Below are 21405 nucleotides of genomic sequence, written 5' to 3' on the forward strand. Positions count from 1 at the left end.
GTCGGTGCTAGGCACGAAATTCCTATTCAAAAAAGCGACAGTCACTTGATTTCTTATGAGTCGATTGCCACTAGTTGAAAGTCGGTTTATTACCAATAATAATCAGCGTAGATTTGAATTAAATAAACTTCAAAAGTAGCCGTTTATAAGCGCCAAATTAGCTTTTTTATATAAACTAAAACTGTTACTGTGAAGATTAAAATTCTATTAGAGATTGTTTTTATGACAATTGATGCAATTAAGAAACTGTTTTTAACATGTTTATTAACTGCTGCTTTTTGCATGCATTTTGTCGTCAAGGCAGAGCCCAAAATCAAACTAGGTGTGACTGAAAGATGTCCTTACGTTTGTGCTGAAAATTCAGCAAATCAAGGTGTTCTAGTTGATATAATAAAACGCATCTTTGAGAAGAAAGGGGTGACCGTTGAAATTCAATTCTTCCCTCTAAATCGCGCAATGCGAATGCTTGAAAATAATGTTATCGATGGGGTTGTCGGTATTTTACAGCGTAATGCTCTGCAACTCGTTTACCCTGCGAAGAGCATTGGACAAGTGCAGTATGTCATGTACACCTCTGGCAATAGTGACTGGCTATATACTGGCTTAAATTCTCTAAAAGGCAAAATACTTGGCGTTGAGGCCGGTAAGTCTTACGGCATTTTTGACAGTTACATACAGCGCCATACCAAAGACAACCGCGTCATTTACCAAAATTATGGCAATAATTCGACAGCAAACCTGCTAAAACTATTAGAAAATCAGTACATCGATATTCTGTTCGAAGATAAAAACGTACTGGATTTTCATTTAAAAAGAAAAAAAAATAAAAAGCTAATAGAAGGCGGTGTCATTCCTCCAGATCATTTATATGTCGGCTTCTCTCCAAATAATCAACAAGCTAACACATACGCTGAAATAGTGACGATGGGCATTACCGAAATGCGCCAATCGGGAGAGCTTGCTAAGGTCATGGCCAATTACGGTCTGACGGACTGGGAAAACCAAGTTGCAATTGAACGCGACCCGTTTGCTGGAAATTATGTCGAACGATTAGAAACTAATTTCAACTTTAAATCAGGCGGCAAAAAAATTGAATCTGCAACACTAATATTCGAAGGCTCAACAGCTAAATATGGCGGATATTGGCAATATGCTGCAAAATTCAAAGAGTCTTTAGAACGACTTTCCGTCGGGCAGTTAAAGGTAAACCTAAAATTTGGCGTGACCACCGAGCATGACATCGTAATGAATATTGCCGAAGGTAAAAGTCACATGGGAATGGTAGCGACAAATAATTTGTCACCTTTTGCACCATCGTTAGGCTTTCTCTCGTTGCCGTACATGTTTCCCAATGAGGATAGTATTAAAAAGTTGTTTAACGATCCTTTGATGAAAAAAATTGCCGACCGTACTGGATTAGAGTCAAATGTGAGGCCACTTAGTTTCTTTATCGGCGGTTACCGCCTATTGGCAAATAGCGCAAAGCCCGTAAGGACCACTGCGGATTTGCAGGGGCTAAGGATCCGAGTTCCGCGCAACCAATTAATGGTCGAAGCATTTCGTTCCTGGGGCATCGAACCGGTGCCATTGCCTTGGACAGGTATTTGGCCAGCCTTAGAGTCAGGGGTTATTCAAGGTCAGGAAAACCCAATCAATATTATTTTTGATGGTGTCAATAAAACAGAAGAAGTATGGGATGTATTAAAATACATTACTAACATCCATTACTTTATGTTTACCGCGCCCCATATGATGTCAGAGTCATTTTATCGTCAACTAACACCACATAGTCAGATGCTTGTTCAACAAGCCGCTAGAGAGGCTGAGGTGTATAGTTGGAGTTTGGTAAAAAAAGAAGATGATAAAATGACACAATTTGCCAAAACCAAGGGCATGATATTTGTTGACCCTTTAAATGAAGTAGGCGATTGGCAGGCAAAAGCGCGTTCGATTTGGCCTGAATTTTATTTCAGAGTGGGCGGTAAAGAACTCATTGACGAGGTATTGGATGTTATCAAATAGCATCAAATAGCTAAGATGATAAAATTTGAGTTTATTACGGTATTTCTGGACGCGAAACTCATTAAATATATACAGGCCCCATGGCAGATAAAAACATTAAGGAAATAAAATGCCAAAATTGACTAAATTAGTTGCCCTAACTAGCTCATTATTACTCTGCTCTTCCCTCTTATCAGCAGCAAATATTGATACCAAACTTATTGAGCAACACTTACAAACACGGGTATCTGAAGGTTCGGTTGGCGTCGGACTCGTCGTTGCTGTCGTAGACGGTAAACAAGACAAAATCATTGCTGTGGGTAAAGCCAATAAAACAAACAGCATGGCACTAAATAAATCGAGTTTGTTTGAAATTGGCTCGATCAGTAAGACGTTTACCGGACTTTTATTGGCAGACATGGTGATTAAAGGTGAATTAAATCTTGACGATCCTGTGTCTAAATATTTACCCAAGGGGGTATCTATGCCGACCCGCAACGATAAGCAGATCACCCTATTGCATTTAGCAACACATACCTCCGGTTTACCGCGTCTACCTACGGATTTCAAACCTAAAGATATGACAAATCCATACGCAGATTACTCGGTCGATATGATGTATGACTTTCTATCGAACTATCACTTACCCCGTGATATTGGCCAAACCCCAGAATATTCAAACCTCGGAGTGGGCCTGTTAGGACATGTACTCGCACTAAAAGCTGGAAAATCTTATGAAGACTTAGTTAAAGAACGAATTTTAAAGATATTAGGCATGGACAATACGACCATAACTATTTCTGCCGCACAACAAAAACAACTGACAACTGGCCACGATGTATCTGGTAATCCAACCCCTCATTGGGATTTCCCGACACTTCCTGGAGCAGGCGCTTTACGTTCTTCTGGCGCAGATATGTTGATCTTTTTGAAGGCCAATATGGGCCTACTAGACAGCCCATTAGCGGCAGCCATCGATTTAACTCATAAGTTTCAACATTCCTTTGGTAATGACACATTATCCATAGGACTAAACTGGATAATCGCTAACACGCCAGCCGGAGATGTCATTGTGCATGACGGCGGCACTGGTGGGTATCGTTCGTTTATTGGATTTAATAAAACATCCAATCTTGGGGTTGTTGTTTTAGCCAACTCACAGGACGCTCCCGACGCGATAGGACAAGCGGTGTTGACCGGAAAAATTGACTCAATAAAAATGGTTGTGACTGAGGAAGTGACGTTAAGTAAACAAGAACTAACAGCCCTTACTGGTGATTATCAATTGGCGCCCAACTTCATCATTACCATAAGCGAAGCGGGCGGGCGTTTGTTTGCCCAGGCTACCGGACAACAAAAATTACCAATATTTGCGAAATCTAAAAATGAGTTTTTTTATAAAGCTGTTAAAGCGTCTTTTACCTTTAATAAAAATAAAGAAGGGAAAGTAGACTCCCTAGTGCTGCATCAAAATGGCAATCATCCCGCCAAGAGAATTGACTGATAATCAGTTGCAGTAAATCCCTATAGCTAATTGTAAAATAGCAAAAGGCGATTGATAAACCTCTTTATCAATCGCCTTTACATTTAAATAGAGACAAAACATAAAGTCGCTAATCTAGACTTTAAATTGACCTGCAACTTGTTCTAAGTCCAGTGAGAGTTTTGCCAGTGTCGCTGCAGTTTGCTTAGTATCACTCGACGAGTCCGAAACAATTGTCATGCCTTTTTTGATGTCATCGAGATCCAACTTCATCCTACCAATGTCATCTTGACTGCCCTGCGCCGCGGTTGCTAACACTCGGTTTTCATCACTTAACGAACGCACAGTTGCTTGAATGACTTTTAAAGAATCAACGGTGATTTCAGCAGCCGATACCGCTTCGTTGGCTTTCTCTTTATTAACATCCATTGCTTCAACGGCACTAGATATAGAGTTAACGATCTCTTCCAATATCGAGTTTATTTCATAGGTTGATTCGTGAGTTCGAGAGGCCAAAGTTCTCACTTCACCGGCAACAACCGCAAAACCTCTACCGGTTTCGCCTGCCCTAGCAGCCTCAATCGCGGCGTTAAGCGCTAATAAATTCGTTTGGTCTGCAATGTCCGCTATGGTTTTAACAACGTCGCTAACTTTATCCCCAGCCTGCTTCAAACTGAGTAACATTTCTGCCGACGCATCGATATCACTTGAGAGTTCAGAGATAATATTTGCCGTTTGACTAATATTAGCGGTGCCATCTTCAACCTGTGTCGCCCCGGTATGAGCAATGTCAGACGCGGTTTCCGACCGATTAGCTGCATCTGCAATGCTTGCCGCTAACTGTTCTGAACTATAGAATATTTTATCCACAACATCAGATAGTTTCGCCACTTCATTACCTGATAAGCTCGCACTTTGATTCAGCACTGAAATTGAATCTTTAACGATGGCGGCAGAGTTACTAATATCTGAATTAACTTTTCTAAATACCGATAGCAACTTGTTAATACTTGCCGCGGTTAATGCAACTTCGTCGTTTGATCGAACATCGACTGATTGACTCAAATCATTATGTGCAACCACATTATCTAGCTGATTAGACAGTGATTTAATTGGCGACGCAATATTTTTCTTGGCAAATCCGTAAGCGATTGCCGTTATAACAACAATGCTTAAAGTACTTAAAAACAACCAAAGTCTCATGCTACTTACATCGTTGCTGATGACAGACGTTTTTTGATTGGCTTCTTTTGATAATACGGTTGCTGACATAGAGACGATAGACTCAATCCGCGTGGCTTCTTCTTGAATTTTTGTTAGCGACCCCCGCGCACCGTCCCAATCTACTTCGTCACTGGTCATTATGCTTTGAAATCGCTCAAGTTCACTTTTTAGCAGTTCAAAATTAACCTTTTTTCCGGTCGGTACTAAAATATTTAAACTTTTCATCGCACTAACAACGGACTTAAATTCGCTGTTTACTGAAGTTTCAAATGCATCTTTTTCAATGGTGTAACCGTACAAACTGTAAGCGGCAACTAAAATTCGATTGACCCCTTGGTTCACTTTTGTGACATTTTGCAAGGCGGGTAAACTTTTATCGACAAACTCATCCGTGACTCTATTAATGTCTGATAGACCGGTAAACAGCACACTCGTTACAATAGCAACAATGACAATGATGGCTGCGTAACCGACTAAGACTTTTCGGCTAATAGAATTCAACAACATATTTATTCCTCGAATTGACAACAGACAACATAGGCCCAAGTAATTAAGACCGAATATATCACGACTATATTTCATTCTAGTTTAATACTAGATAATAAGGGTAACGGCGGGATAATTCATAAGTTAACATTGAAATTGGAAAAAACACCATTACATATTGTTCATTGATCCAAACAGGAGTGGAAAATGACCACAATAGTTTCAGTTCGTCGCGGCGACAAAGTATGTTTAGGCGGTGACGGCCAAGTTTCGTTAGGCAACACCGTAATGAAAGGTAATGCCGTAAAAGTTAGACGCTTATATCGCAACAAAGTTATTGCCGGATTCGCCGGTGGTACAGCCGACGCATTTACCCTATTTGAAAAGTTTGAGGCCAAACTTGAAATGCATCAGGGCCATTTAACTAAGGCAGCTGTTGAATTGGCAAAAGACTGGCGCACCGACAAAATGTTGCGCAAACTCGAAGCCCTTTTGGCCGTTGCAGATGAAACCGCCTCACTAATAATTACAGGTAATGGCGATGTCATCCAACCAGAACATGACCTAATTGCAATTGGTTCTGGCGGACCATTTGCCCAAGCAGCAGCAACTGCTTTATTAGAAAACACAGAACTTTCTGCCAAAGAAATCGTGGAAAAAAGCCTAAATATTGCCGGCAGCATCTGTGTTTACACCAATAACAATCTTACGATTGAAGAGCTATAAGCAGGATTTTATTATGTCAGCAATGACCCCTAGAGAAATAGTACATGAGTTAGACCAACACATCGTTGGTCAAGACAAAGCAAAACGTGCCGTATCAATTGCGCTCCGCAACCGCTGGCGCCGTATGCAACTCGACGCTGACTTTCGTGCTGAAGTCACCCCGAAAAATATATTAATGATTGGACCAACCGGTGTCGGTAAAACAGAAATCGCACGTCGATTGGCAAAACTAGCCCACGCGCCGTTCATTAAAGTTGAAGCAACTAAATTCACTGAAGTCGGTTATGTCGGGAAAGAAGTCGAAAGCATTATTCGTGACCTCACCGAAATAGCGGTTAAGTTAACCCGTGAAACGGCAATTCAAAAAAACAAACATAAAGCAGAAGAAGCGGCAGAAGAACGTGTCTTAGACGCCCTTTTGCCACCGGCTAGAGATTCGTTTGGACAAACGGTTGATAGTGATGCGCCAGAAAGTTCAACTCGTCAGGTTTTGCGTAAGCGCTTGAGACAAGGTGAGCTTGACGACAAAGAAATCGAAATTGACGTTGCTCAAAAAGAAATTGGTGTTGAGATAATGGCGCCTCCGGGCATGGAAGAAATGACTTCTCAATTACAGGGCATGTTCCAGAACTTATCGGGTGAAAAGACCAATAAGCGAAAACTAAAAGTCTCTGTTGCACTTAAGTTAATGATTGACGAAGAAGCCGCTAAATTGATCAACAATGATGACTTAAAAGAACAAGCTATTGAATCGGTTGAACAAAACGGCATCGTATTTATCGATGAGATAGACAAAATTTGTAAACGTGAAGGGGCAAATAGCGCCGATGTTTCACGCGAAGGTGTGCAACGTGACTTACTGCCTCTGGTAGAAGGCAGCACAGTATCAACAAAATACGGCATGGTGAAAACCGATCATATGTTATTTGTCGCCTCTGGGGCGTTCCAAATGAGCAAACCGTCGGATCTTATTCCAGAGTTACAAGGTCGTTTACCAATTCGTGTTGAATTAGATGCCTTAACTGCTGAAGACTTTGAACGGATTTTAACGGAACCCCATGCTTCTTTAACCGAGCAATACAAAGCGTTGTTAGCGACTGAAGGGGTGACTGTCAACTTCACTACGGATGGTATCAAACAAATCGCTCAAGCGGCATTCAGAGTCAATGAGACCAATGAAAACATCGGTGCTCGACGTTTGCATACCGTTTTGGAACGTTTGATGGAAGAAATCTCCTATAACGCCTCTGAAAAATCGGGCGAAACGTTTGAGATTACAGAGCAATTTGTTAAAGATAATTTAGATGAATTAGTGGCTGACGAAGACTTAAGTAAATACATACTTTAATTGTTAGCGAACCCCAAAAATGACAAAAGGCCTGATTTAATCAGGCCTTTTTTGTACTTTCATTTGGGTTAAGAAAAATAAATTTCGTTTTCTTAATCTTCAGTTAGCAATCGAGCAATTGTTCTTACACCCATCGCCGTTGCACCAGCAGAATACTTAGCGTTACTCGAACCGTTAAATGCGCCAGCGAGGTCAAAATGTAACCAACCTGTGCCGTCTTCTGTAACAAATCGAGATAAGAAGCCAGCTGCATTTGATGCGCCACCCATACCGCCACCTTTTTGCGGACGACTATTTGCCGTATCAGCATATGGAGACGGACAAGTATTACGATGGAATTTGTCTAATGGCAAAGGCCACGCACCTTCAAACTCAACTTCTGCAGCCGCTAAACCTTTAGAAACATATTCCTTATCTAAACCAAATACCGCGTTGTAATCGGAACCTACGGCCATCATTGCTGCACCAGTTAATGTCGCCGCGTCGATAACTTTTTTAGCACCCAATTCTGTTGCATGGAATAATCCATCCGCCAACACCAAACGACCTTCGGCGTCGGTATTCACGATTTCGACTGTCGTACCATTTTTATACGTTAAAATGTCGCCAAGTTTAAATGCATTGCCACCAATCATATTCTCAGCACAACATAAGATCAGTCTGACACGTTTGTTCAAACCACGAAGGATCGCCAATGCCAACGCGCCTGTAACGGTTGCTGCACCGCCCATATCGCATTTCATCGTTAACATGCCTTCAGACGATTTTATTGAATATCCGCCACTATCAAACGTGATCCCTTTACCAATTAGTGCCGTTTCTATTGGCGCGTTCTCATCGCCTGTAGGATTGTAATCTAAGCTTAATAACACTGGAGGATGCACACTCGCTCGGCCAACGGCATGAATACCTACCCAGCCAGCTTCTAATAAATCGTCGCCAATAATAACATTTGCTTCTACTTTGCCCGTTGCTACCGACTTAATAAAGTCTATAGCGTGATTAGCCAGCGCTAATGGATACATATCCTGTGGCGGCAAATTGATAATATTTCGAGTCCAATCATAGGCCAGTTTGCGGTGTTCTAATTCGCTATCATCACTCGCCCAGACAACCGTTTGGCCGCCTTTAGCAGTGACAAACCCGAGATAAAAAGCCCATTGTTGTTCAACTGTCCACTCACCAGTAAGCGTCACTGCGTCGATACCTAAACCTTGAATTTTACGTGATGACGTTTGCACAAGCGGCAAACTTGCGCGTTCGTCCAATTGCTGAATATGTATTTGATAACCTTCTACTGTCGTACTAATTGGGTTTGAATCACCCCATTTTTTAGCGGCAGGTTGTCCGCTCAACGTCACTTCGATCGTATTAGTCATATCATTATTCTCAATTTTGTAGGGATTTTATTATTATCAAAAACTCGTTTTGTGCACGATGTCTTTGTTTCATTATAGATAATAGAAAATTATCACACCTTAGTCAGTCGTTCTCTATGGTAATGTAAAAAATAATCTTTAATATTGGCTAATTATCTATTCTACGTATTCAATTTTAAACACTACACATGGAGAGGCTACATGGCTGGAGCAAGTTTTTTCGCGCTATTTGACGATATCGCGCTTATATTAGACGATGTTGCTGCAATGACAAAAGTTGCTGCAAAAAAAACGGCCGGTGTTTTAGGCGACGATTTAGCGGTCAATGCCGAACAAGTATCTGGTGTCAAAGCCAATCGTGAACTTCCTGTTGTGTGGGCGGTTGCAAAAGGCTCGTTTATCAACAAACTTTTCCTCGTCCCAGCCGCACTGGCAATCAGTGTTTATTTGCCGTGGTTAATTGTCCCCTTGTTGATTTTAGGTGGTTTATTTTTGTGTTTTGAAGGCGCAGAAAAGATCCTAGAGTCATTCCACCAAAGCGATAATAAGACCAACGAAAAAAAAGCCGCACATAAAGAACTTGTCGAAGCGGTAAAAGACGAAACTGTCGACCTTGTTGAATTCGAGAAAAATAAAATCAAAAGTGCTATCCGAACTGACTTTGTATTGTCCGCTGAAATTGTCATCATCTCACTAGGCACATTAGTTACAGCATCACTAAGTGACAAAATTACGGTTTTGAGCATCATTGCTATTGCAATGACTATCGGTGTTTATGGCCTGGTCGCGGTTATTGTTAAGCTCGACGACTTAGGTTTATATTGGCAATCACTAGGCAATAAAACCTGGGTCAACAAAGTTTTGTACTCATTAGGTGGTGGACTTTTAATTTTTGCTCCGCGCCTAATGCAAAGTTTGGGGGTCATCGGCCTTGTTGCTATGTTTTTAGTTGGCGGCGGTATGCTCACACATAACATTCCATTTTTGCATCACTTCTCTGAATCAGTCGTCAATATCGTTCCCGACATGTACCTGCTAAAAGGCACAACAGGTATATTACTCGACGCTATTTACGGAATTTTAGCCGGTTTATTTGTTGCTGGCGTAGTTCATTTTATTCCTAAAAAGTCACCAACGGAGACAGTTTGAAATTACAAAAAGGTACTTTAATAAAACGGTATAAGCGATTTTTAGCCGATGTGACCACTGAGTCGGGGGATGAAATTACGATTCATTGCCCTAACACGGGTGCAATGACAGGATGTGCCGAACCGGGCTTTACCGTTTATTACAGCACGAGTGACAACAAAAAGCGTAAATACCCAAATACCTTTGAATTGGCTCAAAATCAGTATGGCCACTATATTGGTATCAATACTGTTAAAGCAAATGAACTCGCCGTAAATGCTTTTGAGGCGGGGTTAATCCCAGAACTTAATGGCTACAATACCGTTCAACGTGAGGTGAAATATGGTGAGGAAAACAGTCGAATCGATATTAAACTTTCGTCGCCTGAGCTGCCAGATTGTTTTATTGAAGTTAAATCTGCAACTTTATTGCTAAACGCTGAAACCCATTTAGGAGCGTTCCCCGATGCGGTGACAACTCGTGGTCAAAAACATTTACGAGAACTAACACGCATAGTTGAAGAGGGCTCTAGAGCTGTTTTACTCTTTTTAGTACAGCATACTGGGATCAAAAATATTCAGGTCGCTGACCATATCGACCCTATATATGCCAAAGAATTGCAAAAAGCTATCGCTCAAGGGGTAGAAATTGTAGTAATTTGTACCCATATAGACCCGCAACAAATTAGAGTGAGTGAAAGAGGCAAATTTATAAATAAGTAAATTTAACTCAGAATTACTCATTTTCGCAGTAAATTACGGCCCAATTACCATATGTAACATGAATTGATTGCGTATTGTGTCCAATTTTGCTATAGATAGCGCCGTTTTTTTTAGCACTACGCACAAGATGCTAAAGTACACAAAATATAACTGCGCGAATTGGTTTTAGAACTTTAGGAGATAAACAACGCATGGCAGATAAAAAATCATTGGGACTATTAGCCCAAGCAGGCGTTGAGGCTTATCAAGAAAGCCCAAATGAAGAGTACATGAGCGATGAGCAGCTTACGCATTTTAGAAAAATCTTAGAAGCGTGGCGCAACCAACTTCGTGAAGAAGTAGACAGAACTAAAAGTCATATGCAAGACGAAGCTGCAAACTTCCCAGATCCAGTTGACCGCGCGTCACAAGAAGAAGAATTTGCACTTGAATTACGTACGCGTGACCGTGAACGCAAGTTGATCAAAAAAATTGAAAAAACACTTGGTTTAATCGAAAGCGATGATTTTGGTTTTTGTAAAACATGTGGCATCGAAATCGGTATCCGTCGATTAGAAGCACGTCCTACTGCAGACCAATGTATCGATTGCAAAACGTTATCTGAAATTAAAGAAAAACAACTTGGCGGTTAAGGCTAAAGCCTTAACACCTTGTTAAGTTAGCGTTGCGTGAGCCACACATTTACGAACTTGTTTAGCAATCAATCTACGTTGCTTAAACAGGCACAATATCGTGGCCGCTTCGCTCCCTCCCCCAGTGGTCCCCTACATTTTGGTTCTCTATTAACTGCACTTGGCAGTTATCTACAAGCAAAAGCCAACCATGGTTTGTGGTTTGTACGCATCGAAGATATTGATAAACCCAGAGAACAGTTTGGCGCCGTTGACCAAATTTTAGATGCTCTAAGCGCGTTTGGTATGTCTTGGGACATTGATCCAAATACGAGCGAAGACCTCGCACCTGCAGACCGGGGATGTTTAGTTCAAACTAGGCGTTTACGTCGCTATCAAGAGATCTTAGACACCTTACACGCACATAACCTTACCTATGCCTGTCATTGTAGCCGCAAGAAAATTAGGCAAATGGGGGCCAATTATACGGGTTATTGTAGAAACAAAAATTTACCTCTCACCGATGCGGCCATACGAATTTGCAATGATCATGTTAACGCCACAAAGACTAACTCTGATTTTGATCACGAAGACTACATTATCAAACGTCGCGACGGATTATTTGCTTATCAACTCGTTGTTGTTATAGATGACATAGATCAGGGCATAACGGAAGTAGTAAGAGGCGCAGACATTTTACCCCTCACAACTCGACAAACGTCGTTGTACAAGTTGTTTGGCATCACCCCACCTAATTATATGCACCTGCCATTAGTATCAACTAAACCAGGGTTTAAACTCAGTAAACAAAATCATGCTCGTGCCATTGATATCAACAATCCAAAACCTGAGCTAATACAAGCGTTAACCTTACTCGGCTTACCTGTTCAGCAAGATTTAATGTTAAAATCGGTAGCAGATATCATTACATGGGCAGTGGCACATTGGGATATCGCCAACTTGCCTGATACGACTGAGATAATAATTTCAGAACAAAAAACGTCATTCTCAAGCTTGTAAAACTAGTCTAGCCTAAGCGATATTCAGAATATCCAACCAAGTGCAGAGGAATTTCATAATTCACCTTTCAATTGGCTCATAATTTCAGAACAAAAAACGTCATTCCTTAGCTTGTAATATGAGTCGAGCCACAGCGATATTTGGAACCTCCAACCAAGTGCAGAGGAATCACATAATTCGCCCTAAATTAGCTCATAATTCCAGAACAAAAAACGTCATTCCAAAAGAGCGGAGCGATATTTGGAACCTCCAACCAAGTGCAGAGGAATGTCATAATTCGCTTTACAATTAGCTCATAATAACCAGAACAAAAAACGTCATCCCAAAAGAGCCACGGCGATATTAGGGATCTCCAACCGAGTGCAGAGGAAGTTCATAATTCGCTTTACAGGCTACGCCTTTCTTTGCCTTGTAGGCGGCTATTTCGACTGCGTCGACCTTACTTTTTTCAACAGCCAAAAAAGTAGGCAAAAAGGCCGCTTTCGGCCAAATCCCTAATCCTTATTTAAGATTTATATTATCGTCGAAGACGGAATGTAATTTCGTCCATGAAAACATTCCTTGCAACGGCGTCCCTGCCGTTCACTTCGAGATATAAATCTCAACTAAGGGGGTTTTAGACGAAGGGAAAAGTCGCCTGAACTTTAGGTGTGAAAACGTGCTTTTTTAGAAATACCGTCATTCAAAATCAACAGAAAAAACGTCATCCCAAAAGAGCCACGGCGATATTAGGGATCTCCAACCAAGTGCAGAGGAAGTAATAAAATCAGCGACTCTGACCCCACAGGTCTAGGATCGTCACGAAAAAAGCGACGATTGATTACTCAAACGTCGCTTTGCAATTAACTCTCGTTAATAACTGTTAATTAAAAACAGGCAATACCCTGTTATTTTTAGATTAGTCTTTCGCTTCTAGTTTCGCTTTGATTTCTTCTAAAACCGGTAATATTTTACGTTGGTTATTTGGCCCCATTCGTAAAAATAGTTTTTGAATTGGCAATAACGCCTCAAGCTTCTTGTCTGCAAACTCAAACATAGCCGACGGTGTTACTAAATTAATATCGCCATCAACAATTGGTGTTTCCATCAAAATATCGATGGTTTCAAGAACTTTATCATTAAAGTCATTCTCACTGTAACCAAGCTCAAAATATGCTTCCTCTACCAAAGGAGACAAAGTGTCATATAAATTATCACTCGCATCAATTGGCAGCGCAGTAATTAGATCGGCATACATGTCATAACGCTTGTAACTCTGTTCGTTTAGAACATATTTAAGTTCCGGGCCTTCCAACAAAGTCGCCTTAAATTTTCCTTCAGGCTCAACAACTGGGCTAAATTTACGAACAATCTCACCTTTAGCGGCGTTATCAATAAATACAACAAAATTACTGATGATATTTTCTTGAACCACCTTTTTGATTGCAGGCGTGCCCATTACTAAGTCAGTCAGCTCCGCGCGAAACCAATTATCGCTTTCCATCAATGGCGGATGCGCTGGTTTTGGTGGCTCAGGCTCGACCTCTGGCTCAGGTTCAATCGTAATTTCAGCAAGCTCAGGTTCTGGCTCAACCATTTCCGGGGCTTCTTTTTCAATTTCAGGCAATATCACTGGCTCTGGCATTTTTACAATTGGCGTTGGTTTTTCAGGCTCATTATCACTTGGCGACATCGCTACCCAGACAACTCCGGCAAGAATAATGGCAACGGCACCTGCATATACGGCAATCGGTAAAGGTTTTTTCTCAGTTCCACTTGTTTCCATTGTATTTGTTCTCCAATTTAGGCTTAATTCAGTATGGCGTAAAAACTATTAGCTATAAGACCAGAAATCATAGGCTTAGTTCAAATTAAATTTTAAATATTATGACAATGCGCGAACTATTTTTAATTTGCGTCAGATTGCTGTAAAATGCGCGCCACTTCAACCTGTTAAGGTTGACCTTCATAACTTAAGATTGGGTATTTAATTCGTGGTATTTAGAAAGGTTATTTCTTGGTTGGGCAAAGATTCTCAAGCAAAAAAATCAGTTAAGCAACCAGAACAAGCGGCACCCCCAGTGTCGACTCAATCTTTTGCGGGCGCTACAACTGTGCCTCGCAGTGAACATGCGATATCGCGTAAGCAACTTAGTCCAAGTGCTTTAAAAGTATTGTATCGACTAAAAGACAACGGCTTTGAGGCGTATTTAGTCGGTGGCTGTATTCGCGACTTATTACTCGGCCTCGAACCTAAAGATTTTGATGTTGTTACTAATGCGACACCAGAACAAGTAAAACGTTGTTTTAATAACTGTCGCTTAATCGGTCGTCGTTTTAGACTTGCTCACGTTATGTTTGGTCGTGAAATCATTGAGGTCGCTACGTTTAGGGGCCATCACGATGCGCCAGAAGACGATCCAAAAGAAGAAGAAACACCAAAAGAATTAGCGAAAAAAACATCGCGTGCATCGGGTGAAGGTCAATTATTACGAGATAATGTTTACGGATCTATTGAAGAAGACGCAGAACGTCGCGACTTCACGGTCAATGCGCTGTACTACAGCATCAATGACTTTAGCATCCACGACTTTGCCGGCGGTTTAAAAGATATCGACAAAGGTATCATCGACTTAATTGGTGATCCAGAGACCCGTTATCGTGAAGATCCGGTTCGTATGCTCAGAGCTATCCGTTTTGCGACCAAATTACGTATGACAATCGCCCCTCGTACAGAAACACCAATGTACGAATTGGCACACTTGTTACGCAATATACCGCCAGCACGTTTGTTTGACGAAAGTTTAAAGCTGTTTTTAGCCGGTAAAGCTGAAGACAACTTCCAAATGTTGCGTGAATTTGGCTTGTTCCGTTATTTCTTCCCGGTCGTTGATCAAGTATTAACAGGTAACGACCAAGATAAAGAAGAAATATTAGTAAGACAAATGTTCCAAAATACTGATGAGCGCATTAATAGCGGCAAGTCGGTATCTCCAGCATTTATTTTAGCGGCGCTAATGTGGTACCCACTTGAAGCACACGCCAACGAATTAGCCATCGAAGGTGGATTACACCCCTATGATGCTTTCCAAATTGCATCAAATGATATTTTGCAAAAAATGATAAAAACCGTTGCCATTCCAAAACGTTTCAGTGCCATTATGCGCGAAATATGGCAATTCCAGCATCGTTTAACTAAGACTCAAGGCCGTCGCCCAGTGCAACTGGCCGAAAACCCACGTTTCCGTGCTGCCTACGACTTCTTGATATTACGTGCTGAAGCAGAAGGTGGAGAATTAACTCAACTTGCCGAATTTTGGACCGAATTCCAAAAAAGTGATGAAGCGAAAGAAGCCGCTATTAGAGCGTCTAAAGCCCGTCACCGCCCTGTTGTGCCAGGTGAAAAAACAAATGCACCTGCGGCAACAGATGGTCCAAATAAAAAAGGCCCGTATAAAAAACGCCGCAGACGTCCAAAGCCTAAAAATACCGATACTCAATCGAGCTAGTCATGACTGAAGTTGTCTATATTGGCCTTGGGGCTAACTTAAATGAACCGGAAAAAACGATTCATTTAGCCATTGATGCGTTGTCGGAATTGCCAGATTGCCAGTTTTTTGCTGTCTCCAAAATATATCGCAGTGCCCCAATGGGCCCGGCTGACCAACCCGATTACATCAACTGTGTTGTTGCATTAGAAACCAGTCTTACGGCAGCAAGATTGTTCGACCACACCTGTACAATTGAACAGCAACATGGAAGAACACGCGACGGTGAACATTGGGGTCCAAGAACGTTAGATTTAGATATCTTACTGTTTGGTGATCACACTATTAGTAACGATGTCTTAACAATTCCTCATTATGGATTGAAGCAACGAGAGTTTGTCATTTACCCACTGCTCGACATATCACCAAATCTCGTATTACCATGCGGCACAGAAGTTGTTGAATTAACAAAACACATTTCTCTAAACGGCATGACGCCAATTAACTAACTTAACGTGATAAAGGTTAATTCCTATGGCTAAGATCACCACATCTACCCTGTTAAAAATGAAACAATCTGAAGAAAAAATTGCTGCTTTAACGGCTTATGATGCCAGTTTCGCCAGTTTATTCGACTCAGTTGGTGTCCACGTTTTACTTATTGGCGATTCACTAGGAATGGTACTACAAGGGGGCGACAGCACATTATCTGTCACCAACGAACAAATTGCCTATCATACCAAATCAGTCCGAGCCGGTGCGACAAATGCCTTAGTTATTGCTGATATGCCATTTATGACGTATTACAACGAGACTGAAACCATGAGAAACGCCCACGAGCTAATGGCTGCCGGTGCTAACATGGTAAAAATGGAAGGTGGTGATTGGTTATACAGCACAATAAAACAGTTAACTAAAAACGGTATTCCAGTTTGTGGTCACTTAGGTCTAACACCACAGTCGGTGAATGTATTTGGTGGCTTTAAAGTGCAAGGACGTGACAATCAAAAAGCGTTAGAGATGATTGAACATGCTAAGGGATTAGAAGCTGCAGGCGCAAGTTTGTTGGTTTTAGAATGCGTACCATCCGATCTGGCAAAAGCGATAACTGATGCTATTGCTATTCCAACAATTGGTATAGGCGCTGGCAATCAAACCGACGGCCAAATTTTAGTGATGCACGATATGTTTGGGATCAGCTCAGGTTACATTCCAAAATTTTCGAAAAATTACATCGAGCTCACCGGGGATATGCGCAAAGCCGTTTCACTTTATATTGAAGAAGTGCAATCTGGCGACTTCCCAGACGAAAGCCGTTCGTTTAACTAATTGAAGTAAATAACAATGCAAATATTTAAGCATCTTGAAGATCTTCGCCAATGGCGTCAGCAATTGCGTATGGACGGCAAAACCTTGGCTTTTGTTCCAACTATGGGTAATTTACACGAAGGTCACATTCAGCTTGTGCATCAAGCTCATCAACATGCAGATGTGGTGATCACCTCGATTTTTGTCAATCCAATGCAGTTTGGTGAAAACGAAGACTTAGATGCCTACCCACGAACATTTGATGCCGATTGTGAAAAACTTGCTGCCGCGGATAACCATGCTGTTTACTTCCCTAGTGTGAGTGAAATGTACCCGAATGGCTTAAGCGCACAAACATTTGTTCAAGTTCCAGATAACGACAATACATTGTGTGCTGAGTCAACGCAGCGCCCGGGACATTTCCGCGGTGTATCGACCGTTGTAACCAAGCTATTTAATATGGTTCAGCCCGACGTGGCTTGTTTTGGTGAAAAAGATTATCAACAATTGCGTGTTATCCGCACTATGGTCGCCGACCTCAACATGCCCATAAAGATTGTTGGAGTGCCGACCGTAAGAGAAGAAAGTGGTTTAGCCAAAAGCTCACGAAACGGCTATTTAACTCCGGCAGAAAAAGCCATTGCTCCTGTGCTGCATAAATCAATTCAGCAGGTTAAAACGGCCATTTTGGCACATTACCAATCTTCAACCACAACTGATAATTTATCAAATAACCGTTCTGTGATTGATGATAACGCCCAGATTGAAGCTGCCGCGATTGCTGCAATAAATGAAGCAGGGTTAAAAGTTGATTATGTTATCGCTCGAGACGCCCATACCTTGGCTCCTATAACCCAAGACACCCAAGACTTTGTTGTTCTCGGTGCTGCCTTTTTAGGAAAAGCCCGACTTATCGATAACATCACGTTTAGCCGTTAGGTTTGTTAGCGAGTACCTATAAATGGCGAATCGTTGATTAACACTCTAAAGTAAATGGAGTTTGGCTAAATCGACTAAACTTGAGGTAAGAATGATAAGCGCCAACAAAAAACTTTGTTCGCGCTTTTTTTATGCTGTATGGCTTAACTGCGTAGCTTTTCTAAAATAGCCGGTAAACTTCTCCAGCTTTCCCGAGCGATTTCTTTTTGTTCTTCAAGTATCTCATGCAAAATATCACGAGTGGTTAGCGGGTTCGCCAACACACATCTAAATACAGTAATTGTTTGTCCGCTATGAGCTTGCGGAGTTAAACGCGTACGAGACACAAATGATTTTCCTGACTCACGTTGTTTCTTCTGAATGAACTTTGTTAGATCATTGAGTAACTCGTTAATGACCCTTTTATCTTCATCGCTACAGTGACGTAAATACTCCTGCACAGCACTAGGCACGTAGCGGTATGTCAATAAACAAAGTTCAGGTTTGGAAACCAATTCAAAATCAGGATCTTTAGCGATCAAATTAGCGAAATAGTGCGCAGTGTCGATACTTCTATCAATTAAGATCTCGTAACCTTTACGCCCCATCACTTTCATGCAGGCATACACCAGCATCGAAGTTCCAGGTCGACTACCTTCTAACGTATGGGTTCCCAAATCTTTTGAACCTTTACGTAAAATATATTCGGCGTGATGTTCAATAACGTCGGTTGAATGCGGATCTTTGAACAACACCATACCCGCGCCCATAGGCACATACATTTGTTTGTGGGCGTCGATAGTTATTGAATCAGCTCGTTCGATGCCTCGTAATATCTTACGCTGGGTCTCAGACATTAACGTAGCTCCACCCCAAGCCGCATCGACATGGAAGTGAATTTTGTATTTGTCTGCAACATCGGCAATTTTATCTAATGGGTCAACATTGCCTGTCTCGGTTGTCCCTGCGACGCCAACAATGGCAAGAATTCCGGCATTATCCGCTTTTAACTGCAGAATAATGTCTTCGAGGACATCAACTCTTATCTTATTATTTTCATCGGTTGGTACAGTCACTATGTCATCGCGACCTAAACCGAGTACATCGGCGGATTTACCTAAGGAATAATGACCACGCTCTGAAACTAAGATCACCAACCGTTGGTAACCATAATGGGTCATCGCCCGGAACAAACCTTCTTTGGCAACACCACGGAAAGCTCCATCAGGACGTAACAAGGCATTACGTGCAACCCAAAGAGCACTTATATTAGCAACCGTACCGCCCGAACAAAACGCCCCAAGTGAGGTTTCTGCACTGTGCATGTATCGGTTGTAATAATCGTCCGCTTGCTGGGGTGACGCTTGCAGTTCACCGTAGGCGATTCGATGCAACATACCTATGGTTTGACGCTCTAACGGCGTAAACGCTTTAGATGTTTCTATCTTTACCAAATTTTGATTTAACCCAACCATAAGTTTGGACAATGGCAATAAAAAGTAAGGTAAGGCTGATGTCATATGCCCTATAAAGCTAGGGGATGAAGTATGTACCGACTGAGCAATAAGCTTCGCAAGTATGTCGTCAGCAAAATCTGAAACAAACTGAGGATGCTCAGGAATGACAGAATCCAAAAAGTCTTGTTCTATTTCAGACAAGGGTTTTTCCACAGCCACAATATTATCTCGCAAAAAACCATCTAAATTATTAGAGATCTCTTGTTCTATCCGAGCCAACGTTGAGTCTGCTTCTTCTGGTATCGTAAAAATACGAAATAAGTTTTGTTCCGTCGCCGCAGCGAATCTTTTCTCTGACATCATTTAGAAAATTGAGCGAAAAATTTTCCAGTACTTTACTGTAACTCAACTGTAATGTCTGCAATTAGCGGGACAAATATACCGAAATCAACAAAAAAAACCGCTTGAATGGTGAGACAAGCGGTCAAAATATTGGTTAGCTTAGATATCTGTTCATATCCGCGCTATTTGGGAAAAAACTTATATCATGTAGGAAATCACATCATGGAACCAAGCAAAACAAATGAAAGTTCGACTAATGCAATTAAAGCAAATGCGGTCGTTAATACAAATCGTTTGGGGTGCTGAGTTGTCATTTTGTGTCTTCCTGTAATCTATAAGTACAATAGCTAATACAGGATAAATGCCAAAAGTTAACCCATTGTTATTAAAGGATAAATACAAAGTGACAACAGATAGGGAGTTTTAACTTTTCTATATTTTAACTAAATGTTAGTCAAAATAACCATCTAGCCGAACGTCGAGTTGATAGCTTTTTTGACCACTGGCCCAATATTTTCGCTCAAAAGGCGTTATGGCGGTGTCGCTTTTATACTCTTGCATTTGGGCAACGATACCCGTTTGCTTTAACGCCGCTACAAATTCTTCGATATAGATGGACCAATTACTTCTAACAATCAAACGTTTGCCAATTTTCGGTAAGTTTTTGAAAACAGGAGAACCGTGCCATCGACGACCTAAATGTTTGCTTTTAGGCCAAGGATTTGGATACAGGATATAGTGATGAGAAATAGGCCAGTCTTCAACTGAAATCAAACGCCACAAGTCGTTTAAGTCACCGCGAAAGAAAAAACAGTTGGTTACTGACGCCTGACTATGATGTTCTTGCTTTTCGATCCGATGCTCTGATTTATCAATAGCAATAACTAAGCTAGCTGGGTTGCTGCGAGCATGATGATAAGCACTCTCGCCAACACCGCAACAGGAGTCGAGAATAATCGTTCCCGCTGGATTGTCTTGCAGAAACGCATTGACGGTGCGTCTAATTTGTTCAAACGTCTCGATTGAAAAAGCGGCGTAAGGTTTTTTAAACTGAGTGTTGAGATGTTTATCTACGACGGACACTAAATCGTCGTGCACACCAGTTTGATTCGATGTTACGGCTCTCGAATTACCTTCGCCACTCTCCATAAATTAAACCTTTTTCACAAATTTAGTTAAGATCACTATCTTCTGACCGTTAACACGACCTTCGATATGATCAGGGTTAGAGGTTAGCGAAATGCCGCGAACTGTCGTCCCTTGCTTGGCCGTAAAGCCAGCCCCTTTAACTTGCAAATCTTTAATTAAATAAACGTTGTCACCAGCAGCAAGCTTTGTCCCATTTGAGTCAATGGCTTCAGAATCACCACCGGCTGTACGGTGTGCAATTCCAGACTCGCCCCATGCTTTTGCATCATCTTCTAGGTACATCATGTCTAACAAGTCTTGAGCCCAGGTTTCGCCAGCTTGAGTCAAAATAGTAAGCTGTTGAAATGCCAATACTTGAACCGCTGGCACTGTGCTCCACATGCTGTCGTTTAAACAACGCCAATGCGTCATATTAAGGTCAGCGTCGCCATTAAGTTGCTCGGTACAAGTCCCACACGTCAAAACACAATCATCCGAGTGGTCACCGGTTTTCGGTGCAACGGCATAAACGGTTAAGTCAGTAGTTGAGCTGCAAAGTTCACAAGTATTGTTACTGCGTTGTTGAAGTGTTGATTCGATAGACATGTTGAGCCTTTTAATAAGAGCCATCAATGTGTGGCAAACAGGCGACGTATT

Annotated in this window: 17 protein-coding genes and 1 pseudogene; 12 read left to right on the plus strand and 6 right to left on the minus strand. The window is 41.6% G+C overall.

The window, feature by feature from the left end:
• Positions 1-222: 222 nt before the first annotated feature.
• Both dctP and Q4575_RS16475 read left to right on the plus strand, forming a co-directional pair.
• Positions 223-2022, plus strand: coding sequence for a TRAP transporter substrate-binding protein DctP (dctP, locus tag Q4575_RS16470; RefSeq protein WP_303523545.1), 1800 nt, complete (start codon positions 223-225; stop codon positions 2020-2022).
• Between the two features lie 109 nt (positions 2023-2131).
• Entirely contained in the window at positions 2132-3505 is a 1374-nt protein-coding gene (locus tag Q4575_RS16475) for a serine hydrolase (RefSeq protein ID WP_303523546.1), read from the plus strand.
• 114 nt (positions 3506-3619) lie between these two features.
• On the opposite strand, the gene Q4575_RS16480 is transcribed toward Q4575_RS16475, so the two are convergent.
• On the minus strand, positions 3620-5215 hold the full coding sequence (locus tag Q4575_RS16480; protein WP_215965176.1) for a methyl-accepting chemotaxis protein: 1596 nt from the start codon (positions 5213-5215) through the stop codon (positions 3620-3622).
• Between the two features lie 183 nt (positions 5216-5398).
• On the opposite strand from Q4575_RS16480, the pseudogene hslV reads away from it, so the two are divergent.
• Both hslV and hslU read left to right on the plus strand, forming a co-directional pair.
• Positions 5399-5920, plus strand: a pseudogene (gene hslV, locus Q4575_RS16485) (ATP-dependent protease subunit HslV); the annotation flags it as partial.
• A 13-nt stretch (positions 5921-5933) separates the two neighbouring features.
• Positions 5934-7268 (plus strand): HslU--HslV peptidase ATPase subunit, encoded by a 1335-nt coding sequence (gene hslU / locus Q4575_RS16490; RefSeq protein WP_215965174.1) that lies wholly within the window; start codon positions 5934-5936, stop codon positions 7266-7268.
• A gap of 92 nt (positions 7269-7360) precedes the next feature.
• Here the strand turns inward: hslU and pepB are convergent, their stop codons facing one another.
• Positions 7361-8647, minus strand: coding sequence for an aminopeptidase PepB (gene pepB / locus Q4575_RS16495; protein ID WP_303523547.1), 1287 nt, complete (start codon positions 8645-8647; stop codon positions 7361-7363).
• Between the two features lie 201 nt (positions 8648-8848).
• Here pepB and Q4575_RS16500 point away from each other — a divergent pair, with 201 nt between their 5' ends.
• The 4 genes from Q4575_RS16500 to gluQRS all read left to right on the plus strand — a co-directional run bounded on the left by Q4575_RS16500 (position 8849) and on the right by gluQRS (position 12128).
• The gene (locus Q4575_RS16500) at positions 8849-9796 is read left to right on the plus strand and encodes a DUF808 domain-containing protein (protein WP_303523548.1); all 948 of its coding nucleotides are present in this window, start codon (positions 8849-8851) and stop codon (positions 9794-9796) included.
• Positions 9793-10497: a DNA/RNA nuclease SfsA gene (gene sfsA, locus Q4575_RS16505; protein ID WP_215965171.1), complete on the plus strand. Its 705-nt coding sequence runs from the start codon at positions 9793-9795 to the stop codon at positions 10495-10497. The genes Q4575_RS16500 and sfsA overlap by 4 nt, the downstream gene beginning before the upstream one ends.
• Before the next feature lie 191 nt (positions 10498-10688).
• The gene (gene dksA / locus Q4575_RS16510) at positions 10689-11129 is read left to right on the plus strand and encodes an RNA polymerase-binding protein DksA (RefSeq protein ID WP_215965170.1); all 441 of its coding nucleotides are present in this window, start codon (positions 10689-10691) and stop codon (positions 11127-11129) included.
• Positions 11130-11165: 36 nt separating this feature from the next.
• Positions 11166-12128: a tRNA glutamyl-Q(34) synthetase GluQRS gene (gene gluQRS, locus Q4575_RS16515; RefSeq protein ID WP_303523549.1), complete on the plus strand. Its 963-nt coding sequence runs from the start codon at positions 11166-11168 to the stop codon at positions 12126-12128.
• Between the two features lie 898 nt (positions 12129-13026).
• Here gluQRS and Q4575_RS16520 read toward each other — a convergent pair.
• Positions 13027-13893, minus strand: coding sequence for a DUF3014 domain-containing protein (locus Q4575_RS16520; RefSeq protein ID WP_303523550.1), 867 nt, complete (start codon positions 13891-13893; stop codon positions 13027-13029).
• 328 nt (positions 13894-14221) lie between these two features.
• On the opposite strand from Q4575_RS16520, the gene pcnB reads away from it, so the two are divergent.
• The 4 genes from pcnB to panC are packed head-to-tail and all read left to right on the plus strand — an operon-like array spanning position 14222 to position 17842.
• The gene (gene pcnB / locus Q4575_RS16525; protein WP_215964198.1) at positions 14222-15616 is read left to right on the plus strand and encodes a polynucleotide adenylyltransferase PcnB; all 1395 of its coding nucleotides are present in this window, start codon (positions 14222-14224) and stop codon (positions 15614-15616) included.
• A gap of 2 nt (positions 15617-15618) precedes the next feature.
• Positions 15619-16104: a 2-amino-4-hydroxy-6-hydroxymethyldihydropteridine diphosphokinase gene (folK, locus tag Q4575_RS16530; RefSeq protein WP_303523551.1), complete on the plus strand. Its 486-nt coding sequence runs from the start codon at positions 15619-15621 to the stop codon at positions 16102-16104.
• Positions 16105-16129: 25 nt separating this feature from the next.
• A complete protein-coding gene (panB, locus tag Q4575_RS16535; RefSeq protein ID WP_215964192.1) occupies positions 16130-16924 on the plus strand; it encodes a 3-methyl-2-oxobutanoate hydroxymethyltransferase in 795 nt (264 codons plus the stop codon).
• Between the two features lie 15 nt (positions 16925-16939).
• Positions 16940-17842 (plus strand): pantoate--beta-alanine ligase, encoded by a 903-nt coding sequence (panC, locus tag Q4575_RS16540; protein WP_272181663.1) that lies wholly within the window; start codon positions 16940-16942, stop codon positions 17840-17842.
• 143 nt (positions 17843-17985) lie between these two features.
• On the opposite strand, the gene panP is transcribed toward panC, so the two are convergent.
• The 3 genes from panP to Q4575_RS16555 form a co-directional block, all read right to left on the minus strand.
• Positions 17986-19638, minus strand: a complete 1653-nt coding sequence (gene panP / locus Q4575_RS16545; RefSeq protein WP_215964200.1) for a pyridoxal-dependent aspartate 1-decarboxylase PanP — start codon at positions 19636-19638, stop codon at positions 17986-17988.
• 432 nt (positions 19639-20070) lie between these two features.
• Positions 20071-20769 carry a tRNA (guanosine(46)-N(7))-methyltransferase TrmB gene (locus tag Q4575_RS16550; protein ID WP_303523552.1) on the minus strand — a complete coding sequence of 233 codons (699 nt, stop codon included), beginning with the start codon at positions 20767-20769 and terminating at the stop codon, positions 20071-20073.
• A 3-nt stretch (positions 20770-20772) separates the two neighbouring features.
• Positions 20773-21354 (minus strand): alkylphosphonate utilization protein, encoded by a 582-nt coding sequence (locus Q4575_RS16555; RefSeq protein WP_215964195.1) that lies wholly within the window; start codon positions 21352-21354, stop codon positions 20773-20775.
• Positions 21355-21405: the final 51 nt, after the last annotated feature.

This window comes from Psychrosphaera sp. 1_MG-2023, from assembly GCF_030548245.1.
In the GTDB taxonomy this organism is placed as follows: Bacteria; Pseudomonadota; Gammaproteobacteria; order Enterobacterales; family Alteromonadaceae; genus Psychrosphaera; species Psychrosphaera algicola.